Origin of the sequence: uncultured Roseivirga sp. (assembly GCF_963973945.1) — a bacterium.
In the GTDB taxonomy this organism is placed as follows: Bacteria; Bacteroidota; Bacteroidia; order Cytophagales; family Cyclobacteriaceae; genus Roseivirga.
Window position 1 is genome coordinate 904149 of record NZ_CAXBBV010000001.1, and the last position, 25766, is coordinate 929914.

The following is a 25766-nucleotide window of genomic DNA, read 5'->3' on the forward strand; positions in this document are numbered from 1 at the left end:
ACAAATATTAAGAGGTTTATTGCTATTTGAAAATATTGAGTAAATTTGTTACTCAATATTGAGTTCTGACTTGGGACTTACGAGGCGAAGCTGTATCATTTGATCAATTAAATTGGCAAATAGCGCATAGCCTTAAAAGCTTTTGATAATGCTTGAAGCACTTATTTCTTCGAAAACACGAATAAAATTACTTTTAAGACTTTTCTTGAACCCAGATTCTAGTGCTTATTTGAGAGGCTTGGCAGAAGAGTTTAATGAGAGCACAAATTCTATTAGAATTGAATTGAATAGGTTTGAAGAAGCAGGAATGCTTGATTCTGGGTTGGTCGGAAATAAAAAAGTTTTTAAAGCCAATAAAAAATATCCTCTTTTTCAAGAAGTTCGGAGTATCCTTTTGAAGTATACAGGTCTTCAAGACGTGATTGATGAAGTAGTTGAAAAATTAGGGGATTTAAGCAAGGTGTACCTTGCAGGGGATCTGGCGCTTGGTAAAGATTCAGATGTTGTGAGTTTGATCTTTGTTGGAAATCCAGACCTTCATTATCTTGTTCAGTTAATTCAGAAAGCAGAATCATTAGTGCCTAAGAAAATTCAATACTTAGTATACTCTAATGAAGAAGCCGCCATAATGACTTTCGACCCAAATCAAAACCTTTTAATTTGGAATGAATAATCAGCAAAGAACATATTGGACAGCTTTTTATACCAAACCACGTAACGAGAAAAAGGCGGCTGAGAGGTTAACTTCAAAAGGTTTCAATGTCTATTGCCCGACCAGAACTGTACTCAAGCAATGGTCTGATAGAAAGAAAAAAGTGGTAGAGCCAGTGTTCACATCATATTTATTTGCTAGGGTAGATGAGGCTTGCCGGTTAGAGATTTTGAAAGACGCTTCGATTGTTTCTAATGTAAGATGGTTGGGCAGGCCTGCAATTATTCAAGAAAAAGAAATCTCTGAAATAAAATCCTTTCTAGAAGAGTTCCCTTTATCAGAATTGTCAAATGAAAATTTCCAAACGGGGAGTAGAGTCAGTATCAATTCTGGAGCGCTATCAGGTCAATCAGGTGTGATTAGAAAAACGCAAGGCAATAGAGCTTTTTTACTGATTTCGAGTTTAGGAGTAGAGCTTCAAGCGGAAATAAGTATGAATCATTTACGAAAAGTCAGCTGATTTTTAGCCTGAATAAAATAGTATATATTTGAAGACTTTATACGAGTCTTGTTATTGTAATATGATGAATAGAGGTTACCAAAACTTTCAAAAGGCACTCAAAATGAACATAGTTAAAAGCTTGTTCAGCTTTGTTCGAATATTAGGCTTAATCATTTTTATTTCCTGCTCAAGCAATACCTTAGATGCTCAATCCTTAGGAGGCATGGATTTGAAGTCTGTAAAGGTTGATGAACTCTCAGATGAGCAGATTTTGAGCTACATGAAGCAGGCTGAAGAGAGAGGTTTGACTCAGTCTGAATTAGAATTATTGGCTAGACAAAGAGGGGTTTCGGAAAGTGAAATCTCAAAGTTGCGTAGAAGGGTTGAATCCTTGAGAAATAACAGAGAGAGTTCAAACATATCTTCATCCGAAAAAAGGAGTTCACGAACTGAACCTACTTTATTAAGTAGTGAAGATGTTTTGGGAGCTCTTTCTGGTGATGAGGCTATTGAATTAACCGTAGAGCAAAGGAAAATATTTGGCTTTGACCTGTTTCAGAAGAAAAGTCTCTCTTTTACGCCAAACCTAAATTTACCTACTCCAGTGGATTACCAATTGGGACCGCAAGATGTACTTGTTGTTGATTTATGGGGGGCCACACAAGCATATTTTCAATTTGAAGTTTCTCCTGAAGGAACAATTAGACCAGAGAATTTATCTCCTGTTTATGTAAATGGATTAACCATAGAAGCCGCTTCAAATAAAATTATTGACCGATTGAGCCAGATTTATAGTGGACTTAAAGCTCAAGGGAATAACCCTCCTACTATCTTTCATCAAATCAGTCTTGGAAACATTCGCACCATCAATATAGAAGTCGTTGGTGAGGTTGCTAAGCCAAGTATGTATTCGCTGCCATCGCTTTCAACAGTTTATACCGCGTTACATGCAGCAGGTGGTCCAACTGAGAACGGCACCTTTCGCAAGATTCGAGTAGTCAGAAACAATAAACTACTTTCTACATTAGATGTTTATCCCTATTTAACAAGCGGAATTCGTTCAGGTGATGTTAGATTGAAAAATGGTGATGTTATAATAGTGGAGCCATTTTCTAGCAGAATCGAGTTAGATGGAGAAATTAAACGAGCTGGGTTATTTGAATTAAAGGACAATGAACGCTTCAGCGACCTTTTATTATATGCTGGAGGTTTTACAAGCAAGGCATTTAAAAGTACTGTGACCGTAAAGCGAAACGGTGATCGTGAAAGAGAAATAATTGATGTCGATCAAGAGCAATTTGAAGAGTTTCAGCCTGCCGATGGAGATTTAATAGAGGTCAGTGCAATCTTGGATCGCTTTTCTAATAGAGTGATCATAAATGGAGCTATTTACAGAGAGGGAGAATACCAACTTACAGATGGTTTGTCTTTAAAAAAAATAATTGAGAAGGCAGGAGGTGTAAGAGGAGATGCTAACATGTCACGTATCACAATCTACAGAACAGGTGATGATTTTTCTCAGTCTGTCATTCCAGTAGATTTAGCCGCACTTATGAAAGGCGATATTGCGGATGTAATCTTATCGAGAGAAGATGTGGTTCAAATAACCTCTATTTATGATTTAAAAGAAGAGTATTATGTTCAAGTTTCTGGAGAAGTGTTAGAAGGAGGGGTTTATCCGTTTTTCAATGGGATGACTGTTCAGGATTTAATTATTCTATCTGGAGGGTTAAAAGAATCAGCCTCTGGTGCTATGATAGAAATTGCTAGAAGAAACAAGAATGGAGGTGTTAATTCGGCCGCTGATATTATTACACTTTCTATCGATCAAACCCTATCGCTAGACTCAGAAGACAGAAACCTTATATTAAAGCCTTTTGATCAGGTATACATCCGAAAGTCACCAGGCTATACCATTCAACAACAGGTTACTGTTGAAGGAGAGGCATTAGCAACAGGTGTTTATACCATCAGTAGAAAGGATGAGCGAATTTCTGATGTAATTAAGAGGGCGGGTGGTCTAACCCCATATGCAGATGCTTCAGGTGCTATTCTAATTAGGAAAACAGAGTTTTCAAATTCGAAATCTAACGATCAAATTAGTCAAGAGTCATTACAGCAGTTAAGACAAAAGGTACTCAATGATGAGTCTGAGTTGAAGAATGTTAGCCAAACTCAGTTAATTGAAAGGTTGAGAAAGCTGGAGGATAGGGTTGAGACGGATACACAAAATGATTTAGTAGGAAGCAAACTGAAAAAAGAACTGATTCAAGACATTTCAGAGCAGGACTCGCTAGTGAGAAATATTGAAATTAAAGAAGAAGAACCTGTTGCTATTAATTTACAGAGGATAATTGATGAGCCCGGCTCAAAATATGATCTTATTGTTAAAGAGGGAGATGTGATATCCATACCAGGAAAATTGGAAACAGTAAGGGTTGCAGGAGAGGTTACCTCTCCTTTGAATGTAAGGTTTGATGAATCCTACAGTTTTAAGGATTATATTGAACGCTCTGGTGGCTTTTTGATTAGTGCAAAAAAGGGTAGAAGTTATGTACAGTATCCAAATGGAGAAAGAAGGAGTGTAAAGAGGTTCCTGTTCTTTAAGAAATATCCTAAGGTACAAGCTGGCTCTACTATTTTTGTTAGCAGAAAGCCTGAACGAGATGGTATGAGCGCCCAAGCTTGGATTGGAATAGGGTCTGGTTTGGCTACGATCGGTTTGGTAGTTGTTCAAGCGATTAGATTAACGAATTAATCCTATTAAGTTATTATATGACTCTTATGAAATTAATTGATATCTCATTATTGGGAGTTCAATCTGGACAAAATGGAAGAATCAAATGAAAGTAACCTTTGATGAATTTTTGAACGAGGTTATAATTCGCAGGAGAGCTATTATTATTAGTCTTCTAGGAGTTTTCATTTGTTCATTCATGTATATCCTTGTAAAACCTTCGGTTTTTCAGGTAACTGTGAAACTTATTCCGAGAGTTTCTGAATCTGGAGGGTTGAATATGTCAGGTTTAGGAGGTATAGCAAGCTTGGCAGGTATTAATGTCGGGTCTAATAAAGTTGGAGATGTAATACCTCCTAATATATATCCAGAAATATTAAGTTCCTCGCCTTTTAGTCTCGAAGTTATGAAGTTGGGGATTATAACAAAGAATGGTGAATTAAAATCATTTGAAGAGTTTTATTTCCATGACATACAAGAATTGACAATAAATAAAATTAAAAAGTATACTCTGGGTCTTCCGTCTTTGTTAACTCCTTCAAATGATGTGCAAATGGCTTCCAATGACAGTCAGATGTTGGGTTCCTTTGACTTAAGACAATATGAAGTGATGGAGTATCTTAAATCGAAACTGTCCTTAACAGTAAGTAAGGAGGATGGAATAGTAAGTCTAAGTTTTAGTACTATTGATCCATATGTTGCCAAGCAATTGACAGAAAATGCTATTTTCGTCTTAAAATCAAGGATAAAAGAGTATAAGTTAGAAAAGCTAAATTCTGAATTGCTTTTTTTGGACTCATTGTATCAGGCTAAAAGGTTAAGTTATGAAAAGGCTCAGGTGAGTTTGGCTGATTTCAGAGACAGAAATGCTAACTTATCTACCTCGAGATCAAAAATAGAAGAAGATCGTCTCGAAAAGGAATTTAATCTTGAATATGATTTACTTTCAGAGATTTCCAAGGAATATGAAGGAGCAAAAATTACTTATAAGAAAGAAGAACCCTCTTTTATGATGCTGGAACCTGCTTTTTTGCCTTTGGAACCAACTGGTTCTGGAAGATTACTCACGCTTATAATGATATCAACTGTTGGGGTAATAGTAATTTTAATTTTGATTGGTGTTAAATTGGTTTTAGAAAGAATTAAGGAAAATTATTTATAATGAAAAAAGCTTTAATTACGGGGATAACAGGACAAGACGGGTCTTATTTGACTGAGCTACTTTTGTCGAAGGGATATGAAGTGCATGGAATTGTGAGGCGTAGTAGTTCGTTTAATAGAGAAAGAATACAACATTTAATCGATGATAAGGAGATTCATCTAAACAAGCTTTTTTTACATTATGGGGATTTGACAGACTCAAGTTGTTTGAATAGGATTTTAGAAAAATGTGAGCCAGATGAGATTTATAATTTAGGTGCTCAAAGTCATGTGCATGTCTCATTCGAAACTCCAGAATACACTGCCGATGTAGACGCTGTTGGAACGCTTAGGTTTTTAGATGCCATCAAACAGGTTGGTACAAAATCAAAATTTTATCAAGCCTCAACTTCAGAGTTATACGGGAAAGTTCAATCAATTCCTCAAGATGAGAATACGCCATTTTATCCAAGAAGTCCATATGCCGTGGCTAAGTTGTATGCTTACTGGATAATAACCAATTATAGAGAGGCTTATGATTTATTTGCATGTAATGGAATTCTTTTTAATCATGAAAGTGAGCGTAGAGGAAAGTCTTTCGTTACTCGAAAGATTACCGTAAATACTTCTCAAGTAGTGCTTGGCCAAAAGGAGTTTTATTCAGTAGGAAATTTAGACTCTCAAAGAGATTGGGGCTACGCCCCAGAGTATGTGGAGGGAATGTGGCGTATTTTGCAAGCAGAGAAACCCTCCGATTATGTCCTTGCAACTAATGAGACACATTCTGTGAGAGAGTTTATAGAAGAATCTTTTAATGTACTAGGTGAAGAAATCTATTGGGTTGGGTCAGGAGTTGAAGAAAAAGGTATAATGAAATCCACTGGTCAACCCGTGATTTTTATTGATCCTGTTTACTTCAGACCAACTGAAGTAGATTTATTAATTGGAGATTACTCAAAGGCCCAAAAGGAATTAGGCTGGAGACCAAAAGTGCAGTTTAAAGAATTAGTAAAAATTATGACACTGTATGATTTTAATATTATGAGTAAAAAGGTCACTACTACATGAATATCCCAATTTATAAGCCGAGTCTAAGAGGAAATGAATCACGTTATGTAAATGAATGTCTTGATTCTACATGGATTTCTTCAAAAGGGGATTTCATTTCAAGGTTTGAAATGGCATTTTCAAATTATACTGGGATTCAATTCGCATCAACCGTTTGTAATGGGACAGTAGCGCTTCATCTGGCAATGTTAGCCTTAGATATAAAGCAGGGTGATGAAATAATTGTGCCTACTTTGACATATGTTGCATCGGTCAACGCAATCAAATACGTTGGTGCAGAACCTATATTTGTTGATTCTAATAGGGAGACTTGGCAAATTGATGTAAACGATGTTGAAGAAAGGATAACATCAAAGACAAAGGCAATTATGGCTGTTCATCTTTATGGTCATCCTTGTGATATGAAACAATTGAGTCTAATTGCCAAAAGGCATGGTCTCTACTTAATTGAAGATTGTGCTGAAGCAATAGGTAGTTTTATTGCAGATAAGCATGTTGGCACTTTCTCGGATATAAGTACTTTTAGTTTTTTCGGTAACAAAACAATTACTACTGGCGAAGGAGGAATGGTTTGTACAAATGATCCAGTCCTTTTTAAGAAAATATATAAGTTTAAAAACCAAGGCTTACATGAAAGCCAAGAATATTGGCATGATGTAATTGGTTATAACTATAGAATGACTAACCTATCCGCTGCCATTGGCTTGGCTCAGATGGAAAGAATTGGCGAAATTCTTGCGAAGAAGAGAGAAATATTTTTTCAATACGTAAACAGATTAGCGGGAAAGGTTTTATTCCATAATGAACTAAATGGTTTTACTCACTCTTATTGGATGTGTTCAGTTTTGATGGAATCAAAGGCTCAAAGAAACCAGATAAGGGCTGTTTTAAAGGAAAACGGAATAGAAACGAGGCCACTTTTCCCATTGGTGCACCTTATGCCAATGTATAGTTCGTGCACTGAAACTTTCCAGAATGCTGAGTATTTAAGTGATAGGGGGTTGAATTTGCCTAGTTACCCTGACCTTAGTGAGAGCCAAGTAGATAAAATTTGCTCATTCTTCTGATTATAAAAAATAAATATGTGGATTTGACTTTCTTAAGAACAGTATTTTCATTAAAATTCTGCATTTACTGTTTGGAAAGTAAAGGATTTCAATTCTTTGTTGTTTTTACTCTTGGTTACCTTGGGGCTCAAAGATTTTTGCTTCCACATTTTTATGCGTATGCTTGTGTTCCCATTTTTATTATAGCTTTACTTCTTCGAGAAAGGCAAAGACCCCAAAGTAATGCTTTAGTGATTTTTTCTCTTTTTCTGAGTGTTGATAATGGAGGGGAGGTTTATGGTATTACGGGGGCTATAATTAGATATTCAATTTACATTTGCTTGACTTATCTATTCTTTAGTTCAACACTTGATGTTAGACGATTACTAATTGTGACTGCTCTTATCGCATTGCCAGTATTTCTGACATTTTTGTTAAGTTATTCGATAAATTTTCAGACGCTCTATAGGGATGGAATATTATTACTATTACTCCTTTCTTTTAGCTTTATTCACAAAGATAACTTTTCGATTCAGATACATCTTTTAGTATTCGGTATTATAGGTTATATTATTGCAGACTTTTTAAACTTCATTTTGATATTTAGAACAATATCGGATGACTATCTCAGTTATAATTCAACAAAGGCCTTGATTGTCTTACCATTCTTTTATTTTTTGGTCGAGAAAAGAAAAATTTGGGCATTTCTGATTTTTATTATTACAAACGTAGTGCTTATAGCATATGGTACTAGAATGTTGTTTTTGTCTTTCTTGGTGGCTGCAGCCCTAGGTATTATCACAACGAAATCTCTTTCTTTAAAATTCATTGTGATTATTGTTTTGATTGGTCTTGTCACAATTCAGATACTTAGTTCATTTAATTTTATACCTGAATCATTAAAGGCTACTGGCGTAATTGTACAACTGTTGAGTGATGGAGATTTTCAGGACAAATTAAGGTTAATAGATCCTACTAGATATACCGAACACTTCCTTTTTTTTAACAGGCAATGGTTTGATATTTTGTTTGGTTCTGGCCTTGGTTCTGGCTTGTCAGACCCGACAAATGAGTTTTACTTTGTTGGTGTTGATGCTACTGCATTTAGCGTGGAGGAGCTTTCAAGCAGATACTTTTATAATCTTCACGATACTTGGATTGACCTAGGGCTTCGATTTGGGCTCCTATTGGTCGGTCTTTTTTATTTTCTAATCTTAAGAAGCGTTTTTTCGGATAGAGGAATATGCAAGCTTATAGGTTTGGTTTTATTTGTACTATTTACTTGTACTACTTACACAACCTCTGGACTTCTTTTAATCGCTGCTTTTTCAAAAATAATTTATGGTATTTCAAATGAGAGTTCAAGTTTGAAAGCCTCCTACCACATCAACAGTTGAAGATTTCATCTAGCTTAAAAACCCTTACTTATTTGACTCAAGCAAGTCTTGTTGGCTCGGTTGCTTCATATGCTCTCACAATTTACCTTGCTGGTTATTTAGGGACGGAAAAATATGGTTTATATTCTTATATATTAGCTATTGCTGGATTTTCAACCATAATTATAACTTATGCCACTGATCAAACTGCCCCATCTCTTGTTTCAAAAGGCGTCTCTTTACAGACCATTTTTAATAATGTCTTAAGCATTCGTCTATTGTGGTTTGTTTTAATTATGGTCATTCTAATCTTGTGGAAATGGAATGAGCCAGTTGTGTTGTTCGGTGCTTTAATTATTAATTTATCCTCATTTAACACTTCTTATTATCATGAAATAAATAGAGATAATACAAAATATGCTGTAATATACTTGTTTGAAAGGCTATTATATGTTCTAATAATAGTAGCTGTTAATTTGGTGAGTCAGGTTAATATAGTGACCATATTATTAGTATATTTTTTTATTGTCTCTTTAAGTCTTTTCGTTCAGTTCTGGAGATATCGTTTTTACATTCGCAACTACTCCATATCTACTCCCAAGAATTTATGGCAGGGAATAAGTTCGAACTTACCGTTGGTTATTATTGCAATATCCACATACGCTTATGGTGGGTTGAGCAGGTTAATTATCGAGGATAAAATTGGGTTATCCGCCTTGGGAATTTTTTCATCAGGTATGCAGCTTACAGTAGTTGCAACCATTTTTTTGGCTCAAATTGAGAGAGTTTGGAGAATACCATTGTTTGATTCGTTGGAAAAAAGGAACGGTTTACTTTTCTACAAGACGATTAAAGAATGGTTGATTTACTCGACATTACCTATTTCGATAGGTGCTCTTTTTGTATATTTGTTTCGTGGTCTTATTGTTGATCTTTTGTTTGGCCCAGAGTATGAAGAACTTAAAAGTTTACTGCCTTACATATCATTATTCTTTATCACTATCAGTTTGCTTTCCCTTGTCAATAATTGCTGGGTAGGTTTGAATAAATATCGAGAGTTCTTAATTATATCTGTTGTATTTAGTTTAATATTGCTTTTTGTGCTTTACCTATTGCCTTCAAGCATTACTCTAAATGAATATATAATTGTGATACTTTCCGTACAAGTTTCGCTTCTGGCATTTTCTGTAGTTCGAATTATTAGGCATCTAAAAATATTGAATGTCTAATGGAAAGAAAGGTCGTTATATTTGACTATTTGGTAGAAGGAAAGGAGTCGGGGCACTTGATTTTAGATGATGAATATTGGCTCAATTATTTTAGTCGTTTCGAATATGATTTTACGCTTTATACTTCAAGTTATTCTCGCGACTTTCAAATAAAGAGAAATCCTAACTTAGGAAATAGAGTTAAGGTACTTATGGGTATATCTATCTTTTCCAGTTTGGGTTCTCGATTTCATGCAATAGGGAAAATAATAAAATCCCCGAGGTTTTATAAGTCTAAGGTTATTATACAGGGGTTTGATGAGGTATCGATTCTCGTGTTTTTCCTTTTAAATGCAATGAGAAAAAATCAATTTATTTTGATTTTGACAAATAATATATCATCAGGTCGTTTAAGTAAATCTCCCTCCATTCTCAAGGCTTTATTGAAAATAATATTTTACGCCTCTGATATAATAATTTTTCATTCTGAAAAGGAGAAGGAATTGATAGAAGAAAAATTTGGATCTAGGTTTAATGAAAAACTTAGGAAAAAGAAATACCACTTAATAGGTAGGAATTGTAAACTGTCTGCTCAATCTAAAAAATCCAATATTATTTCATTTTTTGGACCAGTTAAAAAGGATAAGCCATTAGAGCCTCTGATTGATTTAATTAGGAGTGATAGTGAAAGAAGGTTCCAATATAATATTTTCAATATTGATAAAGAAAGTGCTACACTTATGAGTGAATTCAAATATTTTGATCATGTGAAAATTTCATCTGGCTTTATGGATGATCACGCTTATGAGGAAGCTGTGATGAGATCAAGATATATCTTTTTATCCCATAACACTGAATTTGAGCCTAAATTGAGCGGTAATTTATGCGATTGTTTTGCTAATGGTATACCATTTATTTCAAATAGTATTTATCCCGCAAAGGAATTTGTTGATGCTTATGGTCCCTTAGGATTTTTTTTTGATATAGACAGGGATGAGACCTGGCCTTTAAAATTTCTGACAAGTGATTCTGATAAGATTCACAATGATTACGTTGGAAATATTGGACGGCTTCAAGAGGACTATTCCTATAGTCGTTTAGTAGAGAATACTAGGGTTGTGTTAGAAGAGTAATAAAAATTTACTTATGTATGTGTGGTATTTTTGGAATTGTAAACCTTAGCCAAAGGAAAGAAATAGACTCTGAAAGGTTTAAGGACTCAGCAATGCTCATGAAGCACCGAGGTCCAGATGCTTATGATCAGTGGGGTATTTCAGGGAAAATAAAAATGGCTCATTTGAGGTTAGCAATAATTGATCTATCTGAAGGTAGTAATCAACCATTCCAGTCCTTGTGCAAAAATTTCACTATTGTATTTAATGGAGAAATATATAACTATCTTGAATTAAGGAAGGAGTTAGAACTTCTTGGGCATGAATTCAAAACATCAAGCGATACTGAAGTTCTATTAAATTCATATATACAATGGGGGGAAGGTTGCACCCAAAAATTTAATGGAATGTGGGCCTTTGCTATTTTTAATAGCAAAAATGATTCACTTTTTTGTTCAAGAGATCGGTTCGGAATAAAGCCCTTTTGTTACTCAATTACTGAAGATAGTTTGATTTTTTCCTCCGAGATTAAATCGATTTTGAATTTCTTCCCACATTTAAGAGTTCCTAATTATAATATCATTTCGAACTACTGTAGGAATAGTTTAGGCGCACAGGCTGAACAAACTTGGTTTGACGGAATAGTGAGATTAATGCCTGGTCATAACCTAACTATTAAAGACGGGGAGATTAGTATCTATAGATATTGGGAATATCCATCTAAAACGATTGATATATCAATTGAAGAGGCAAAAAAGGAGTACAAGAGGTTATTTATAGATGCTGTAAAGTTAAGAATGAGAAGTGACGTACCTGTTGGCACAACGTTGTCTTCTGGACTCGATTCAAGTTCTATTGTTTCAGTTTTGAGAAAGTTTTATGGTGAGGATCATAAGACGTTCACAGCCGTTTTTCCCAAAAAGGACTTTCAGAAAGAAGAGACCAGTGTGTATGCTAGTAATATTGAGATAAATGAGGGTGATTTAGTAAGGCGTTTAGCAAAAGACCTAGCCTTAGATGCATATTTGTTAGAGATTTCTAATGATGATTTTGTAGAAGAGCTATCTAATCTTATTTATCATTTAGAGTCAGGACATTCATCTCCAGCCATATTACCACTCTCTAAGGTTCAAGAATATGCTAAAGAGCATGTAACTGTTTTAATGGAGGGACAAGGAGCAGATGAACTTCTAAGTGGCTATATTATCAATACCTTTCCTGCTTTATTATGGGAGAATCTTAAAAGGCTTAGATTCAAATCGATCATTAAGGAAATCAAGGCGTTTAAGGTACAATACTCGATTGTTTACTCCTTCAAAATGTATCTCAGACAAATGAATAATTGCTTAATAGAAAGTATTTACCTTTCATGGTCTGGTACTAATGCCATGTTTGGGCCTAAGCTGAAAAAATTTAAAAGAGTAAAAGATTATCCATTAAGAGGCCCTAATTTTGATCAAAAATTTAATTTTGACCTCTTTAAATCGCATTCTGGAGGGCTGGTTAATTTGCTGCATTATGGCGATGCCATTTCAATGCGTCATTCATTGGAGAGTCGTAATCCGTTCATGGATGTCAACCTAGTTGAGTTTGCCTTTAGACTTCCGTACAACCTAAAAATGCATGACGGCCTGGGTAAATACATACATCGAAAATCTATGGACGGGATTGTGCCTAATTATATCTTGAATAATTCACTGAAGTTTGGTTTTAATACGCCTCTCGGTAAATTCTTTTCAGATTATGAGAGCGTTGCTTTGAAAATTTTGCTTTCTGAAAGATGTTTGTCCCGCGGTTTATTTAGTGTGAAAGGCCTAAAGAAAATTATCGATCAACATATTAGTCAAAAGAGCAATCACTCAACTATACTTTTCCGCTTGCTCTCAGTTGAACTCTGGTTCAGAGAGTTCATAGATGTGAAAAAAATACAGAGTAGGAGCACAAATTAGACGAATAAGATGAGTGAAAAAGTAAAACTTGCGATTCTTCAAAGAGTTTGTACGAACTACAGGATTCCTCTTTTTTCCAGCTTAAATGTTCATGAGGATATTGAATCTCTGTTATTTATTGGAGAAGATTTACCCAATAGTAAAGTCAGAAACTCAAGAAACCTGGCAAAGGTTGAACATAAGAAGCTGAAGACCCGCTTTGTCAAATTTGGCAGAAGAATGTTCCCTTGGCATGTTGGTTTGATTGGAGAACTGCGAAAGTATAAGCCCGAGGTCATTCTATGTGAAGGGGAGAGTCATTTTTTAGGTTATCTTCAGGCAATTTGGTACAAACTGCTATTTAACAGAAAAGTGGCACTAATACACTGGTGCTTCATATCCTTACCAGGAGAAGAAGATAGAATCGATAGTTTTGCTTTCAAAATAAAAAAGTTCTTCAGAAGGTATTTCGATGCATTTTTATTGTATTCTTCCTTCAGCAAAAAGCGGTTGGTAGCCATGGGCGAAGCCCCGGAGAAAGCTTTTGTAGCTACCAATGTCGGAGATATCAGGAAGTTTATAGAAATGTCTGACAGTCTTTCGTTGACCAAGGAAGAAGCAAAGGACCGGCTCAATATTTCCGGTAGGTTCAATGTGATTTACGTGGGGACTCTTGATCAAAACAAGAGACCTGAACTTTTAGTAGAGTTGGCTAAAATCTGTCCCTCAAATAAATTTAATTTTGTGCTATTGGGTGATGGCCCGATGAAAGAGGAGTTGAGGGAGCAGGTGGCTTCGCTTGGGCTCCGAAATGTCCTAATTGCTGGAAGAGTGATCGATGAATTAGCATTGTATTACCGATCGTCAGATGTACTTTTAATTCCTGGCCGAGGAGGAATTGTTATATCTGAGGCAATGGCCTTTGGTATTCCTGTAGTAGTGAGCAAGGCTGATGGTACGGAATATGATTTGGTTAAAAACAAAATTACAGGCATACACTTAGACAACGATGATCTAATAAGCTTCAAAAAAGCTATTGATTTTTTGGCTGACAATAAAGAAGTTAGCGATGAGATGGGGAAGGAATCACGGAAAATGGTTGAAACAGAATTCACCACAGAAAAAATGGTTGAACATATGATTGCTGCTACTAGGTACGCGAGAACAAATAGAAAAAACAACAATTGAGCAAGATTGCTTAATCTTGTTAAGAATGGACTTATGATAACTGATATGAACAAAATAGATGATTATTTAAGCGGAAAAGTCTTATATGGCGATGATTTCAGTATAGATGAAATTGAGAAATGGTATCGTGCCGAAGAAGAGGGGTATGCTGGCCTTGTTCAGGATAGGGATAAAGAATATCGTTATGAGTACGAAGAAATGAATAAGTTATTTGGCTTTAAATATTTGGAGAATATTCCATCATTTGACCAAGTACTGGGTATTGGCTCGGCTTTTGGTAATGAATTTATTCCTGTTCTAGACAAAATTAAAAACCTGACCATAGTCGAACCCTCACAATATTTAAGGAGCGACAAACTTGGAAACATTGTGCCAGAATATGTGTCACCCAAAGTGGATGGCTCCTTGGAGTTTGAAGATGCCAGATTTGATTTGATTACTTGCTTTGCCACCTTACACCATATTCCTAACGTGAGCCATGTCCTATCCGAGCTAGTTAGAGTATTGGCACCAGGAGGTATTCTCTTGTTAAAAGAGCCTGTGCGTTCGATGGGAGATTGGAGAGTACCAAGAAAGGGGTTGACAAAAAATGAAAGGGGTATTCCAATACAATATTTTGATAATTTCTTCAATTCGCAACCCGTTAGAATTATTCGTAAATCTCATTGCGATTCGCTGTTCCTTTATAAAATACTGACTAAAGTTTTCAAAATTAAAATGGATAGTCCGAGCTATCAAAAAATGGATGCCTTAGTATCCAAATTACTAAAGTGGAATGTGAGATATGATACCAAAAGAATGTTTCATAAACTGGCCCCAGGAAGTATTTTTTATGTAATAAGGAAGAATTAATTGATTGTTGTGAAATTATAATTTTTCATTGCATGAATTAAGCATGAAAATTTTATTTATCGCTCCTTTGCCACCTCCGATTCATGGTCAATCCTTAGCTGCGAAAGTCTTTTTGGATTACATATCCTTGTACCATGAAGTAGATGTGGTTGATACTTGCAAAAAGAGTCATAAAGATGGTATCAACAATCTTGGGAGAGTGTTTGAGGTTCTGAAGATCTTGGTATCCGTCTTTAAAAAACAGCAAAAGGTTGATTTGATCTATTTCCATGTTTCAGAATCTCTTGGTGGAAATTTGAAAGATCTAATGATCTACTTGATCTGTTTAGGAAAGTTAAACAGAACTTATATCCACTTACATGGAGGGAGTCTTAAAAGGTTACTTTTCGATAAGTGGGCTTTGGTTAAGTTAATTAATCGATATTTTATTTCTAAACTTGCTGGTTGTATTGTTTTAGGCCCTTCCCATGTTCAGGTATTCGAAGGAATGATTGCATCTGAGCGCATTAAAATTGCTCCTAATTTTGCTGAGAATTTAATCTTTAAGGACATTGAAGCGGTTTCTAATAATTTCAATACGGGTAATCCTATTAGGGTTCTATATATGAGCAATCTAATTCCGGGTAAAGGATATGAGTATCTACTTAGCGCTTACCTAAATAGTAATGAACAGATAAAAAAATCAATCGTAATCGATTTTGCAGGTGGGTTCGAATCAGACTTAGATAAGCAACGTTTTTTAGATCAGATTAAACCATTTGATGCATTGCAATATTATGGAGTGGTTTCAGGAGTAAGAAAGCAGACATTGTTTCACCAGGCTCAGGTTTTTTGTTTGCCTACTTCATATTTTGAAGGACAGCCTATTTCGATTTTAGAGGCTTATGCATCTGGTTGTGTGGTAGTAACAACCTTGAAGGGAGGAATTGTTGACATATTCGAAGTGGGGAAGAATGGGTTTTCGATAGAAGAAAAATCAGAAGATTCAATCATCAAGTGTTTGGAATTACTAATACAACAAAGAGATCAACTGCACCAAATTGCACTAACAAATAGGACAATTGCTGAGCAAAACTACAAAATAGACACCTACAATAAGACTCTGAGGAGTCAGCTGGGCCTTTAACATTATTATTATGAGTGAATTTAAGACCTGTACCAGGTGCGTAATGGACACAACAGACTCCCAGATTACATTTGATGAGCAAGGTGTTTGTGACCATTGTCGCACATTCGATAGCGATATAAAGCCTAATTGGGATACAGGACAAAAGGGATGGAATGATCTGCAGTTAATTGTTGACCGGGTTAAGAAAGAAGGTAAGAGAAAGGATTTCGACTGTATAATGGGAATGAGTGGTGGTATAGATAGCTCATATTTATTATACCTAGCAGTAGAAAAGCTTGGCTTAAGGCCTTTAGTTTTTCATGTGGATGCTGGTTGGAATTCTCAGACTGCGGTAAATAATATTGAGGTGATGATTGAAAAACTCAACCTTGATTTATTTACTGAGGTGATTGATTGGGAGGAAATGAAAGACCTGCAAAGGGCTTTTTTTAGATCTTGTGTTCCGCACATAGATACTCCCCAAGATCACGCCTTCTTTGCTACCATGTACAAATTCGCAGACAAGTATAAAGTCAATAATATAATGACGGGAGCAAATTATTCCACCGAGTGTATTCGTAACCCAAAGGAGTGGATGTATTTTCAATCTGACTCAAGGCAAATCAGGGATATATTTAATCAGTTTGGAGAGAGTAAGCTCAATAACTACCCACTTACTAATATTTTATGGCATAAGGTTTATTTGCCATATGTTAAAAATATAAAAGTGATTACTCCGCTAAATTATATGCCTTACATTAAGACAGAAGCGGTTGAATTATTGAAGGATAAATTTGGATGGCAAGAATATCCGCAAAAACACTTTGAGTCGAGGTTTACAAAATTCTATGAAAGCTATTGGCTTTATGAAAAATTTGGCTTTGATGTAAGAAAGGTTCAGTATTCAAGCCTCATCCTTACGGGTCAGATGACTAGAGAAGAGGCAATCGAAAAGCTTAAATCAAAACCTTATGATCCAGAAAACATCCATCATGATTTCGAATTTGTGGCGAATAAGTTAGACATGGAGGTTTCCGAGTTACAAGCATGTTTTGATGCACCTAATAAGACATACAAAGACTATAAAAACCAAGAATCCATTTATAATATGGGGGCTACAATTATGAGAAGTCTTGGTTTAGTAAGGGGTGGAAAGCGATGATAGGAATTATTGACTACGGCTCTGGTAATGTTAAGGCCATAGCAAATATCTATAAAAAGTTAAATACGGATTACTTTATTACCAGCGATCCAACTGAGCTAGAAAAGGCTACCCATTTGGTACTACCTGGAGTAGGTGCGTTTGATCAAACAATGAACTTACTTAATAAATCTGGCTTAAGGGACGAGTTAGACTCACTTGTGTTAAAGAAAAAAATTCCTATAGTAGGAATCTGTGTTGGTATGCAAATAATGGCCGAATCAAGTGAAGAAGGTCAAGAAAGCGGTCTTGGCTGGATAAGAGGAAACGTAAAGCGAATAAATGAATCTACTTTGTTTCGTAAGCCAAAATTACCCCATATGGGCTGGAATAGTATTGAAGTCAATACTCAAACAGATCTGTTGCAAAATGTAGACTTGAATAAGGGGTTTTATTTCCTGCACTCCTATTATGTAGATGCCTATAATAATGATGACATTATAGCTACAGTTGATTATGGGAGCAATATCAACTGTATTATAAGAAGAGAAAACATAATTGGCATTCAGTTTCACCCTGAAAAAAGCCATCAAAATGGCATTGAAGTATTTAAGAATTTTTCTACAATCAAATGCTAAGATCTAGAATTACCCCTGTTCTACTAATCCATAATAACGGTCTAGTTAAAACGGTACAGTTTAAAGCTCCTAAGTATGTCGGGGATCCTTTAAATGCTGTGAGAATCTTTAATGAGAAAGAGGTTGATGAGTTAATAGTTGTAGATATAGATAAATCATCCAAAAATCTTGAACCCGATTTCGGACTAATTGAACGTTTAGCCATAGAGTCACGGATGCCTTTGTGTTATGGTGGAGGCATAAAAACACCTGAGCAAGCACAACGCTTAGTTAATCTTGGTGTGGAAAAGGTAGCCATAAGTAGTGCAATTATTAACGAGCCGAATCTTGTGCGAGAAATGTCTGAAGCAGTTGGGCAACAGAGTATTGTAGCTGTACTCGATATAAAAAAAACAGGATTAATGAAGAAATATCGTCTGTTTACCCTCAATGGAACAAAAGAGTCAAATAGAGACCCGTTCGACTTTGCTTTAGAACTACAATCCATTGGAATAGGTGAGATATTGGTCAATGCTATTGATCAAGAGGGGACAATGACTGGCTATGATAATAAACTCAATAGTAAAATGAGAGATTTATTAGATGTGCCTATTACTTTTTTAGGTGGAGCGGGAAGCTTAAGTGATATAAAAGATTTAGTTCAATGTTTTGGACCTGTTGGAGCTGGTGCGGGTAGTATTTTTGTCTTTAAAGGTAAATACCGTGCTGTTTTAATTAATTACCCAAATGAGGCAGATAAACATTCACTTTACAATCATTACAAATAATGAAACAAATTATTCAAGACCTTAAGTCTGGTCAAACAATTCTAGAAGAAGTTCCTGCGCCACTAGTTAAGAGTGGCGCAGTTCTTATAAAATCCACCAATACTTTGGTTTCGCTCGGTACTGAAAGAATGCTTGTTGAGTTTGGCAAAGCCAATTTGATTGAGAAGGCTCGTCAACAACCGGATAAAGTGAAAATGGTCTTAGATAAGATTAAGACTGATGGTTTGATGCCTACCCTAGAAACAGTTTTTAACAAACTAAATCAGCCTCTACCATTAGGCTATTGTAATGTTGGAGAAGTAATTGCTGTAGGTAAAGGCGTAAAAGAGTTCAAGGTAGGCGATAGGGTTGCTTCAAATGGAAATCATGCAGAGTATGTAAGCATACCTCAGAATTTGGTCGCTAAGGTTCCGGATAATGTGTCTGACCAAGAAGCAGCATTTACCGTTATTGGAGCAATAGGTCTTCAAAGCATTAGACTTCTCAATCCTACTCTAGGTGAAAGGATTGTTGTAATCGGTCTTGGCCTAATTGGATTAATTACTGCTGAACTTCTTCTGGCCAATGGTTGCGAGGTAATTGGGTTTGATTTCGATCAGGCAAAGGTTGACTTAGCAAAAGCTAAAGGAGTAAAGGCATTCAACCTTGCACAAGGAGGAGACCAAGTAAAGATTGTTGAAGAGTACACCAATGGTGTGGGTGCAGATGGAGTAATTATTACCGCTTCGAATAAATCTAATGACATTATTTCGAACTCTGCTCAAATGAGTAGAAAGCGAGGAAGGATAATTCTTGTTGGCGTTATTGGTTTGGATATTTCGAGAGCCGATTTCTATGAAAAGGAGTTGACCTTCCAAGTTTCTTGTTCCTATGGTCCTGGTCGTTATGATGAAGCATATGAACAAAAAGGTCAAGACTATCCCCTTCCATTTGTAAGATGGACAGAAAAAAGAAACTTTGAGGCGGTACTAAGCGCTATAGCCAGCGGGAAGTTGGACGTTAAATCACTCATTACTGAAGAGTTGCCATTAGAGGATTTCCAAAAGATTTACGGCAATATTGGATCCTCCAAATCAATTGCTACTCTATTAAAATATAGCAGCGATCAGAAGCAATTAGATCGCAAAGTAGCTGTTGGGCCATATCAATCTAAAGGAGGAGAGCTAGGCATTATCGGAGCTGGTAATTTTACTAATGCCATGATATTACCGGCACTTCAAAAGAACGGTGTACAGGCAAAATATATCGCCAGTTCTGGAGGTTTAAGCTCTAAAACATTAGCAAAGAAGTTTAATGCTGGGTTTGCCACAAGCGACTATAACGAAATCCTCAACGATTCAGATGTAAATCTGATTTTGGTAACAACCAGACACAACATGCATGCTAAAATGACTTTAGATTCATTGCAGGCTGGTAAACATGTATTTGTTGAAAAACCTTTAGCCCTAACCCTAGAAGAGGTAAATCAAATACGGCAGGCTGCTATGGACAATAGTAAGTCTGTAGTGGTAGGTTTTAACAGAAGGTTTTCTCTGCATATGACTAAAATCAAATCAGCATTGGGAGATGGAGCAGGAGCTATTAATATGATTGCTACAATGAATGCTGGTTTCATTCCTTCAGATGTTTGGGTGCATGATATGGAAGTCGGTGGAGGCCGAATTATTGGGGAGGCATGTCACTATATTGATCTGATGGTTTATCTATCAGGGAGTAAAGTTAGCTCGATTTGCATGAGTGCGTTGGGTAACAATCCACAAGAGAATACAGATAATGCTTCTTTGCTTGTGAAATTCGAAAACGGATCTCAGGGAACAATAAATTACTTTGCTAATGGCTCAAAGTCCTACTCTAAAGAAAGAATTGAAGTATACTCTCAAGAGAGAACTTTTGTCTGTGACAATTTTAGATTGACCAAGGGGTATGGAGTGAAAGGCTTTGGTAAGGTTAAAACTAAACAAGATAAAGGGCATGTTGAGCAGTTTAGAAGGCTCAGTCAATTCGCCAAGCAGGGAGGTAATCCGATCATTCCGTTTGAGGAAGTTATAAATGTTAGCAAAGCGAGTATTCTCGCAATTCAGAGCCTTAAAACTGGCACCTGGATAAATGTGGAGTAAAGTTCAACTTGTATTTAATACTGTAAAACATCTGAAATGGACTCAAGTTCAATATCAGATGTTTTACCGAATAAGAGGCAAATTAGGAATAAAGCCGCATCTAAAACCTTATGATTTTAGATCAAGAGATCAGATTCTTGTAGGCGAAATAAACTCATCTCTTTTTAATGATTTAATTCAATTTAAGGAGAAGAAAATAGAGTTTAATTTCCTGAACTTACCTCATCAGTTCGATGGAGATAGAATTGATTGGAATTTCAACGAGTACGGAAAGCTTTGGACATATAACCTTAATTACTTTGAATTCCTTCTGTCGGATGACTTGTCTTATAAAGAAGGAATTTCACTCATTGAAAACTATATAGATAACTGGGATCACTTAAAGGATGGGGGTGAGCCTTTTCCTATTTCTCTAAGAACCATCAATTGGATTAAGTTTCTTTCTAAAAATAAAGTCACAAATGAAAGAATTGATGAAAGGTTGTATCATCAGGTTCAATTACTCCTCAACAACTTGGAATACCATCTTTTGGCAAATCATTTACTTGAAAATGCATTCGCCCTAATATTTGCTGCCTATTATTTTCAAGACAAACAGATTTATGCTAGAGCAAAAGCTTTGTTACTCCAAGAACTGAAAGAGCAAGTTCTTGCTGATGGTGCACATTATGAGCGTTCACCAATGTATCATCAAATCATGCTGTTCAGATTGCTCGATGTTGTGAGTATCGTTCAAAACAATTCATGGAAGAATCAAGAGATGCTTCCTGAATTAAAGTCTAAGGCTCAAGTAATGCTGAGCTGGCTCGTTAATATTACATTGTCTTCTGGTGATATTCCTTATGTGAAAGATTCGGCACCAAACATAGCCCCAAAGAGCTCTGAGCTTTTAAACTATGCTGAGAGCCTAGGATTGAGTTTAAAAAATAATATCCTGCTTAAGGAATCAGGTTATAGATGGCTTCAGTCGGGAGATGCCAGACTTTTGGTTGATGTTGGTCAGGTAAGCCCTTCTTATCAACCAGGACATGCCCATGCAGATGAACTGAACTTTTTACTATTTGATAAAGGAACCCCCGTTATAGTCGATACTGGTATTTCAACTTATGAGAAGAACGATCAAAGGCAATTAGAACGCTCTACAAGTAGTCATAATTGCTTGGTTGTTAATGGTGAAAACTCTTCACAAGTTTGGGGAGGGTTTAGGGTTGGTAGAAGAGCTACCGTCACTTTGAATAAAGATAACGACTCCATAATATCAGCTGCTCATAGTGGATACAAACCTCTTGGTGCTCTGGTTCAAAGGACATTTAAGGTAACTTCTAATGGTTTCATAGTTGAATCAAAGGTCGAAGGAACGAGTCAGTTGGATGCGAGTGCTCATATTCATTTTCATCCTGAGGTTTCAGTTGTGAAAATATCCAAGAATATGTATCGACTTGGTAGATTTGAAATTTCCATTGAACCTGTTGCTGAATGTTTTTTAGAAAGCTATATGTTTGCCACTGGATATAACCAGTTAGTTCAAGCTAAAAGACTAACAATTAATAGAATTATGGAGAATAAAATAAAAATAAACTATGCTAATTGATATTATTGCAGGTGCCCGACCAAATTTCATGAAAGTGGCTCCAATTATTCACCAAATAAAGAAGAGGCAAGATGAAGGAGGTACTTTGCAGTATCGACTTGTTCATACCGGACAACATTATGATAAGAAAATGTCAGGGTCATTTTTTGAACAGCTGAATATCCCTGAACCCGATGTTAATTTAGAATCTGGATCTGGGACTCAAGCAGAACAGACTGCCAAAATTATGGTGAGATATGAGGCACTTCTTCTAGAGAAGCCTTGTGACTTAACTCTTGTTGTTGGTGATGTTACTTCTACCATGGCTTGTTCAATAGCTGCAAAAAAGCTGAATATAAAAGTAGCTCATGTTGAGGCAGGTATTAGGTCATTTGACCTTACTATGCCTGAAGAAATTAATCGTATGGTTACAGATAGTATCACAGACTTTTTCTTCACCACTTCAGAAACAGCGAATAAGAATCTATATAATGCTGGTGTTTCCAAAGAGCAAGTACACTTTGTTGGCAATACCATGATTGATACCTTAAGAGCAAATGAATCTCGACTACAGAAACCTGATATTTGGGACCAACTGGACCTTCAGGAAAAGAAGTACTTAGTCATGACAATGCACAGGCCTGCTAATGTTGATGAGGAGGCCAAGCTTAAGAACTTTATGGAAACTATAATTGCTAATTCTGGTGATTTTCCAATCGTTTTTCCAATTCACCCAAGAACCGCCAAGGTATTTGAAAAATTAGGCTTGGACAGTGACAAATTAAAACTAGTAGATCCGCTGGGGTACTTAGAGTTTAATTACTTAGTGAAAGGAGCCTTGGCTGTTATTACTGATTCTGGTGGAATTACAGAAGAAACCACCGTAATGGGTGTGCCTTGTATGACGCTCAGAGACAATACGGAGAGACCAGAAACTTGTGAAATTGGAACGAATGAGCTTATTGGAACAGATATTAAGGCTATTCCTCCAGCTATGGAAAAACTACTCTCTGGAAACTGGAAAAAAGGAAGTATACCTGAGCTTTGGGATGGAAAAACAGCTGAAAGGATTGTTGCTATTTTAGAACAATTGTAATGAGATTGCTCTTTATTACCGATAACTTTCCTCCTGAAGTAAATGCTCCAGCCACTAGAACATACGAACATTGTAAAGAATGGGCCTCTAAAGGAGTTGATGTTACGGTGATTACTTGTGCACCAAACTTTCCACAAGGAAGAGTTTACAGTGGATACAAAAACAAACTCTATAGTAAAGAAGAAGTTGATGGAATAAAAGTAGTTCGGGTATGGAGCTATATAACCTCGAATGAAGGGTTTCTTAAGAGAACTTTGGATTATATAAGCTTTGCTAAAACTTCATTTTTTGCGGGGCTTTTTGTAAAGACAGATATTATTGTAGCTACTTCTCCTCAATTTTTTGTTGCTCTCTCTGGCCGTTGGCTCTCTTTTTTCAAAAGAAAGCCTTGGGTTATGGAGGTAAGGGATTTATGGCCAGAGTCCATAAAAACGGTTGGTGCCATGAAAGATGGATTCTTGTTTAGATCTCTGGAAAAACTAGAGCTTAGCCTTTATAGGTCGGCTAAAAAGGTAATTACTGTAACTGATAGTTTCAAGATAAACTTAGTTAGTAGAGGGATCAACTCATCTAAGATTTCGGTTATTAAGAATGGAGCAAACTTAGACCTTTATGATAGCAATCAAATTGATGAATCACTTAAAAAATATTTAGGTTTAGATGGAAAGTTCATATTAGGTTACGTAGGAACACACGGTTTAGCACATAAATTGGATTTCATAATTGCTTGTGCCAATGAGATTAATGAACCTTCAATTCACTTTCTCTTTATTGGTTCTGGAGCTACTAAAGAAGCTTTGGTAAATCAATCTAATAAACTAGAGTTATCGAATGTGACTTTTTTGGATTCCATTGAAAAGAAAGATGTTTGGAGGTATATTAGCATATTAGATGCAATGATTGTTCCGTTAAAAAAGTCAGAGTTATTTAAAACGGTTATTCCTTCCAAGATATTTGAGACAAGCGCCATGAAAGTTCCGATTCTTTTGGGTGTTGATGGAGAAGCTCGATACATTGTAGAGTCTTATAATGCTGGCTTATTTTTTGAACCAGAGAACCAAGAAGAATTTTTAAAGGCTGTAAATATGTTAAGGGATGATACGGCTCTAGTATCAAGCATAAAGGCTGGCTGTGAAAAGCTCGCAACAGACTTTGATAGAAAAAAGCTAGCTGATTTAATGTTGATGAAGTTGAAGCAATGCGTTTAATTTTGCACTTAACAAATAATTAATATCCCCACTTTTTAATACTGTGTTTACTTTCTACCTTTGATATTCTCAATTGAGTAGTATGGAACAATTTTTTTTACTTGGTGGTACTGCCTTTTTAATTACTTTTTTGATCTTCCCTGTTTTCATTAAAGTATTTAAAAAGCGCAATTATTTGGATACACCTGGTGGACGGAAAATCCATACTGTTCAAACCCCTTCAATGGGTGGGCTTCCAATCTTCATTGGATTTGCCATTTCGTTGTTGATATGGATGCCTTTTGAACAACTTCGAGAAATTAAATATGTGATTAGCGCACTTACCATAATGTTCATTATCGGTTTCAGGGATGATTTGATAAATCTAAGAGCATTTCAGAAACTCTTTGGTCAGATTGCAGCAATGTTAATTATAGTGGCTGTTTGTGATATTAGACTAATGTCGCTTTATGGCCTTTTTGGTGTCTATGAAATCCCATTGGTTGTAAGTTATGCGCTTTCGGCTTTTACAATCATTGTCATCACAAATGCCTATAACCTTATTGATGGTGTAGATGGTTTAGCGGGCTCAGTTGGCATAATTTGTAGCATCTTCTTTGGGATTTGGTTTTACCTTGTTGGCGCTAGCGCTTATGCTTTTCTATCATTTGCTATATTAGGTGGTTTACTGGCTTTCCTTCAGTTTAATTGGGCACCTTCCAAAGTTTTTATGGGAGATACCGGTTCTTTAATGATTGGATTTTTCCTGTCTATCGTTACTATAAAGTTTATTGACCTAAATTATAATCTTCAAGCGGCTCATCCTTTTCGTTTTGATTCGTTTGTCGGGCCAGCTGTTGCTGTGCTGATTGTGCCGCTTTATGATACGCTCAGAGTGTTTATTAAACGAATGCTAAGAGGTAAGTCTCCAATGCATCCAGATCGAACCCATTTGCACCATATACTTCTACGCTTGGGATGTAATCATGCTCAGGCAACAGGTATTTTGGGAACAGTGAATGTGATTTTTGTTCTCTTAGCATTAGTACTTAAAAGTTTTCCGGATATGGTAGTACTGCCAGCATTGATAATTACAGCCCTAACCCTAGGTACAATTACTGAGCTTATTTTTAAGTCAATGATTGAAAAACGAAAAGAAGAACTGAAGGAAAGAAACCGAACTTATAGGAAAGAGGCAAAAGTGGTCTCTATTTCAAAGTCAGTGGGCTAGTATTTTATCACCGAAAACAATCTTGTGAAAGCTAAACATTTCTATGTTTAGCTTTTCTTTTATCTTGCAATTGATTTAGACAGAATAACCAAAGAATGGTGC

Annotated in this window: 21 protein-coding genes; all 21 read left to right on the top strand. The window is 36.0% G+C overall.

What is annotated here, in order from left to right; all coding sequences use genetic code 11:
* Window positions 1–148 precede the first annotated feature (148 nt).
* The 21 genes from AAC026_RS03930 to AAC026_RS04030 all read left to right on the top strand — a co-directional run bounded on the left by AAC026_RS03930 (window position 149) and on the right by AAC026_RS04030 (window position 25664).
* Window positions 149–673, top strand: coding sequence for an ArsR family transcriptional regulator (locus AAC026_RS03930; RefSeq protein ID WP_339695175.1), 525 nt, complete (start codon window positions 149–151; stop codon window positions 671–673).
* A complete protein-coding gene (locus tag AAC026_RS03935) occupies window positions 666–1172 on the top strand; it encodes a UpxY family transcription antiterminator (protein ID WP_339695177.1) in 507 nt (168 codons plus the stop codon). The genes AAC026_RS03930 and AAC026_RS03935 overlap by 8 nt, the downstream gene beginning before the upstream one ends.
* A gap of 103 nt (window positions 1173–1275) precedes the next feature.
* Entirely contained in the window at window positions 1276–3912 is a 2637-nt protein-coding gene (locus tag AAC026_RS03940; protein ID WP_339695179.1) for an SLBB domain-containing protein, read from the top strand.
* 85 nt (window positions 3913–3997) lie between these two features.
* Window positions 3998–5053 carry a hypothetical protein gene (locus tag AAC026_RS03945; protein ID WP_339695180.1) on the top strand — a complete coding sequence of 352 codons (1056 nt, stop codon included), beginning with the start codon at window positions 3998–4000 and terminating at the stop codon, window positions 5051–5053.
* Window positions 5053–6099 (top strand): GDP-mannose 4,6-dehydratase, encoded by a 1047-nt coding sequence (gmd, locus tag AAC026_RS03950; protein ID WP_339695182.1) that lies wholly within the window; start codon window positions 5053–5055, stop codon window positions 6097–6099. The genes AAC026_RS03945 and gmd overlap by 1 nt, the downstream gene beginning before the upstream one ends.
* Window positions 6096–7166 carry a DegT/DnrJ/EryC1/StrS aminotransferase family protein gene (locus AAC026_RS03955; RefSeq protein ID WP_339695184.1) on the top strand — a complete coding sequence of 357 codons (1071 nt, stop codon included), beginning with the start codon at window positions 6096–6098 and terminating at the stop codon, window positions 7164–7166. Before gmd ends, AAC026_RS03955 begins: the two co-directional genes overlap by 4 nt.
* 71 nt (window positions 7167–7237) lie before the next feature.
* Window positions 7238–8542 (top strand): hypothetical protein, encoded by a 1305-nt coding sequence (locus AAC026_RS03960; RefSeq protein WP_339695186.1) that lies wholly within the window; start codon window positions 7238–7240, stop codon window positions 8540–8542.
* Window positions 8539–9750: an oligosaccharide flippase family protein gene (locus AAC026_RS03965; protein ID WP_339695188.1), complete on the top strand. Its 1212-nt coding sequence runs from the start codon at window positions 8539–8541 to the stop codon at window positions 9748–9750. Before AAC026_RS03960 ends, AAC026_RS03965 begins: the two co-directional genes overlap by 4 nt.
* Window positions 9750–10862, top strand: a complete 1113-nt coding sequence (locus AAC026_RS03970) for a hypothetical protein (RefSeq protein WP_339695190.1) — start codon at window positions 9750–9752, stop codon at window positions 10860–10862. Before AAC026_RS03965 ends, AAC026_RS03970 begins: the two co-directional genes overlap by 1 nt.
* Before the next feature lie 17 nt (window positions 10863–10879).
* Window positions 10880–12790, top strand: coding sequence for an asparagine synthase (glutamine-hydrolyzing) (gene asnB, locus AAC026_RS03975; protein ID WP_339695192.1), 1911 nt, complete (start codon window positions 10880–10882; stop codon window positions 12788–12790).
* Window positions 12791–12799: 9 nt separating this feature from the next.
* Window positions 12800–13957: a glycosyltransferase family 4 protein gene (locus AAC026_RS03980; RefSeq protein WP_339695194.1), complete on the top strand. Its 1158-nt coding sequence runs from the start codon at window positions 12800–12802 to the stop codon at window positions 13955–13957.
* 45 nt (window positions 13958–14002) lie between these two features.
* Window positions 14003–14809 carry a class I SAM-dependent methyltransferase gene (locus AAC026_RS03985; RefSeq protein WP_339695196.1) on the top strand — a complete coding sequence of 269 codons (807 nt, stop codon included), beginning with the start codon at window positions 14003–14005 and terminating at the stop codon, window positions 14807–14809.
* Window positions 14810–14852: 43 nt separating this feature from the next.
* On the top strand, window positions 14853–15935 hold the full coding sequence (locus tag AAC026_RS03990) for a glycosyltransferase (RefSeq protein ID WP_339695198.1): 1083 nt from the start codon (window positions 14853–14855) through the stop codon (window positions 15933–15935).
* Window positions 15936–15945: 10 nt separating this feature from the next.
* A complete protein-coding gene (locus AAC026_RS03995; protein WP_339695200.1) occupies window positions 15946–17079 on the top strand; it encodes an N-acetyl sugar amidotransferase in 1134 nt (377 codons plus the stop codon).
* Window positions 17076–17696: an imidazole glycerol phosphate synthase subunit HisH gene (hisH, locus tag AAC026_RS04000; protein WP_339695202.1), complete on the top strand. Its 621-nt coding sequence runs from the start codon at window positions 17076–17078 to the stop codon at window positions 17694–17696. The genes AAC026_RS03995 and hisH overlap by 4 nt, the downstream gene beginning before the upstream one ends.
* On the top strand, window positions 17690–18463 hold the full coding sequence (locus AAC026_RS04005; protein WP_339695204.1) for an AglZ/HisF2 family acetamidino modification protein: 774 nt from the start codon (window positions 17690–17692) through the stop codon (window positions 18461–18463). The genes hisH and AAC026_RS04005 overlap by 7 nt, the downstream gene beginning before the upstream one ends.
* A complete protein-coding gene (locus AAC026_RS04010; RefSeq protein WP_339695205.1) occupies window positions 18463–20580 on the top strand; it encodes a bi-domain-containing oxidoreductase in 2118 nt (705 codons plus the stop codon). The genes AAC026_RS04005 and AAC026_RS04010 overlap by 1 nt, the downstream gene beginning before the upstream one ends.
* Entirely contained in the window at window positions 20570–22171 is a 1602-nt protein-coding gene (locus tag AAC026_RS04015; protein ID WP_339695206.1) for an alginate lyase family protein, read from the top strand. The genes AAC026_RS04010 and AAC026_RS04015 overlap by 11 nt, the downstream gene beginning before the upstream one ends.
* Entirely contained in the window at window positions 22161–23246 is a 1086-nt protein-coding gene (gene wecB / locus AAC026_RS04020) for a UDP-N-acetylglucosamine 2-epimerase (non-hydrolyzing) (RefSeq protein WP_339695207.1), read from the top strand. The genes AAC026_RS04015 and wecB overlap by 11 nt, the downstream gene beginning before the upstream one ends.
* Window positions 23246–24454 (top strand): glycosyltransferase family 4 protein, encoded by a 1209-nt coding sequence (locus AAC026_RS04025; protein ID WP_339695208.1) that lies wholly within the window; start codon window positions 23246–23248, stop codon window positions 24452–24454. Before wecB ends, AAC026_RS04025 begins: the two co-directional genes overlap by 1 nt.
* An 82-nt stretch (window positions 24455–24536) precedes the next feature.
* Window positions 24537–25664 (top strand): MraY family glycosyltransferase, encoded by a 1128-nt coding sequence (locus AAC026_RS04030; protein WP_339695210.1) that lies wholly within the window; start codon window positions 24537–24539, stop codon window positions 25662–25664.
* Window positions 25665–25766: the final 102 nt, after the last annotated feature.

Excerpts from the sequence above, each read along its gene's own strand:
- AAC026_RS03930 (WP_339695175.1), top strand. The coding sequence starts at position 149 with ATGCTTGAAGCACTTATTTCTTCGAAAACACGAATAAAATTACTTTTA.
- AAC026_RS03935 (WP_339695177.1), top strand. The coding sequence starts at position 666 with ATGAATAATCAGCAAAGAACATATTGGACAGCTTTTTATACCAAACCA.
- AAC026_RS03940 (WP_339695179.1), top strand. The coding sequence starts at position 1,276 with ATGAACATAGTTAAAAGCTTGTTCAGCTTTGTTCGAATATTAGGCTTA.
- AAC026_RS03945 (WP_339695180.1), top strand. The coding sequence starts at position 3,998 with ATGAAAGTAACCTTTGATGAATTTTTGAACGAGGTTATAATTCGCAGG.
- gmd (WP_339695182.1), top strand. The coding sequence starts at position 5,053 with ATGAAAAAAGCTTTAATTACGGGGATAACAGGACAAGACGGGTCTTAT.
- AAC026_RS03955 (WP_339695184.1), top strand. The coding sequence starts at position 6,096 with ATGAATATCCCAATTTATAAGCCGAGTCTAAGAGGAAATGAATCACGT.
- AAC026_RS03970 (WP_339695190.1), top strand. The coding sequence starts at position 9,750 with ATGGAAAGAAAGGTCGTTATATTTGACTATTTGGTAGAAGGAAAGGAG.
- asnB (WP_339695192.1), top strand. The coding sequence starts at position 10,880 with ATGTGTGGTATTTTTGGAATTGTAAACCTTAGCCAAAGGAAAGAAATA.
- AAC026_RS03980 (WP_339695194.1), top strand. The coding sequence starts at position 12,800 with ATGAGTGAAAAAGTAAAACTTGCGATTCTTCAAAGAGTTTGTACGAAC.
- AAC026_RS03985 (WP_339695196.1), top strand. The coding sequence starts at position 14,003 with ATGAACAAAATAGATGATTATTTAAGCGGAAAAGTCTTATATGGCGAT.
- AAC026_RS03990 (WP_339695198.1), top strand. The coding sequence starts at position 14,853 with ATGAAAATTTTATTTATCGCTCCTTTGCCACCTCCGATTCATGGTCAA.
- AAC026_RS03995 (WP_339695200.1), top strand. The coding sequence starts at position 15,946 with ATGAGTGAATTTAAGACCTGTACCAGGTGCGTAATGGACACAACAGAC.
- hisH (WP_339695202.1), top strand. The coding sequence starts at position 17,076 with ATGATAGGAATTATTGACTACGGCTCTGGTAATGTTAAGGCCATAGCA.
- AAC026_RS04005 (WP_339695204.1), top strand. The coding sequence starts at position 17,690 with ATGCTAAGATCTAGAATTACCCCTGTTCTACTAATCCATAATAACGGT.
- AAC026_RS04010 (WP_339695205.1), top strand. The coding sequence starts at position 18,463 with ATGAAACAAATTATTCAAGACCTTAAGTCTGGTCAAACAATTCTAGAA.
- AAC026_RS04015 (WP_339695206.1), top strand. The coding sequence starts at position 20,570 with ATGTGGAGTAAAGTTCAACTTGTATTTAATACTGTAAAACATCTGAAA.
- wecB (WP_339695207.1), top strand. The coding sequence starts at position 22,161 with ATGCTAATTGATATTATTGCAGGTGCCCGACCAAATTTCATGAAAGTG.
- AAC026_RS04025 (WP_339695208.1), top strand. The coding sequence starts at position 23,246 with ATGAGATTGCTCTTTATTACCGATAACTTTCCTCCTGAAGTAAATGCT.
- AAC026_RS04030 (WP_339695210.1), top strand. The coding sequence starts at position 24,537 with ATGGAACAATTTTTTTTACTTGGTGGTACTGCCTTTTTAATTACTTTT.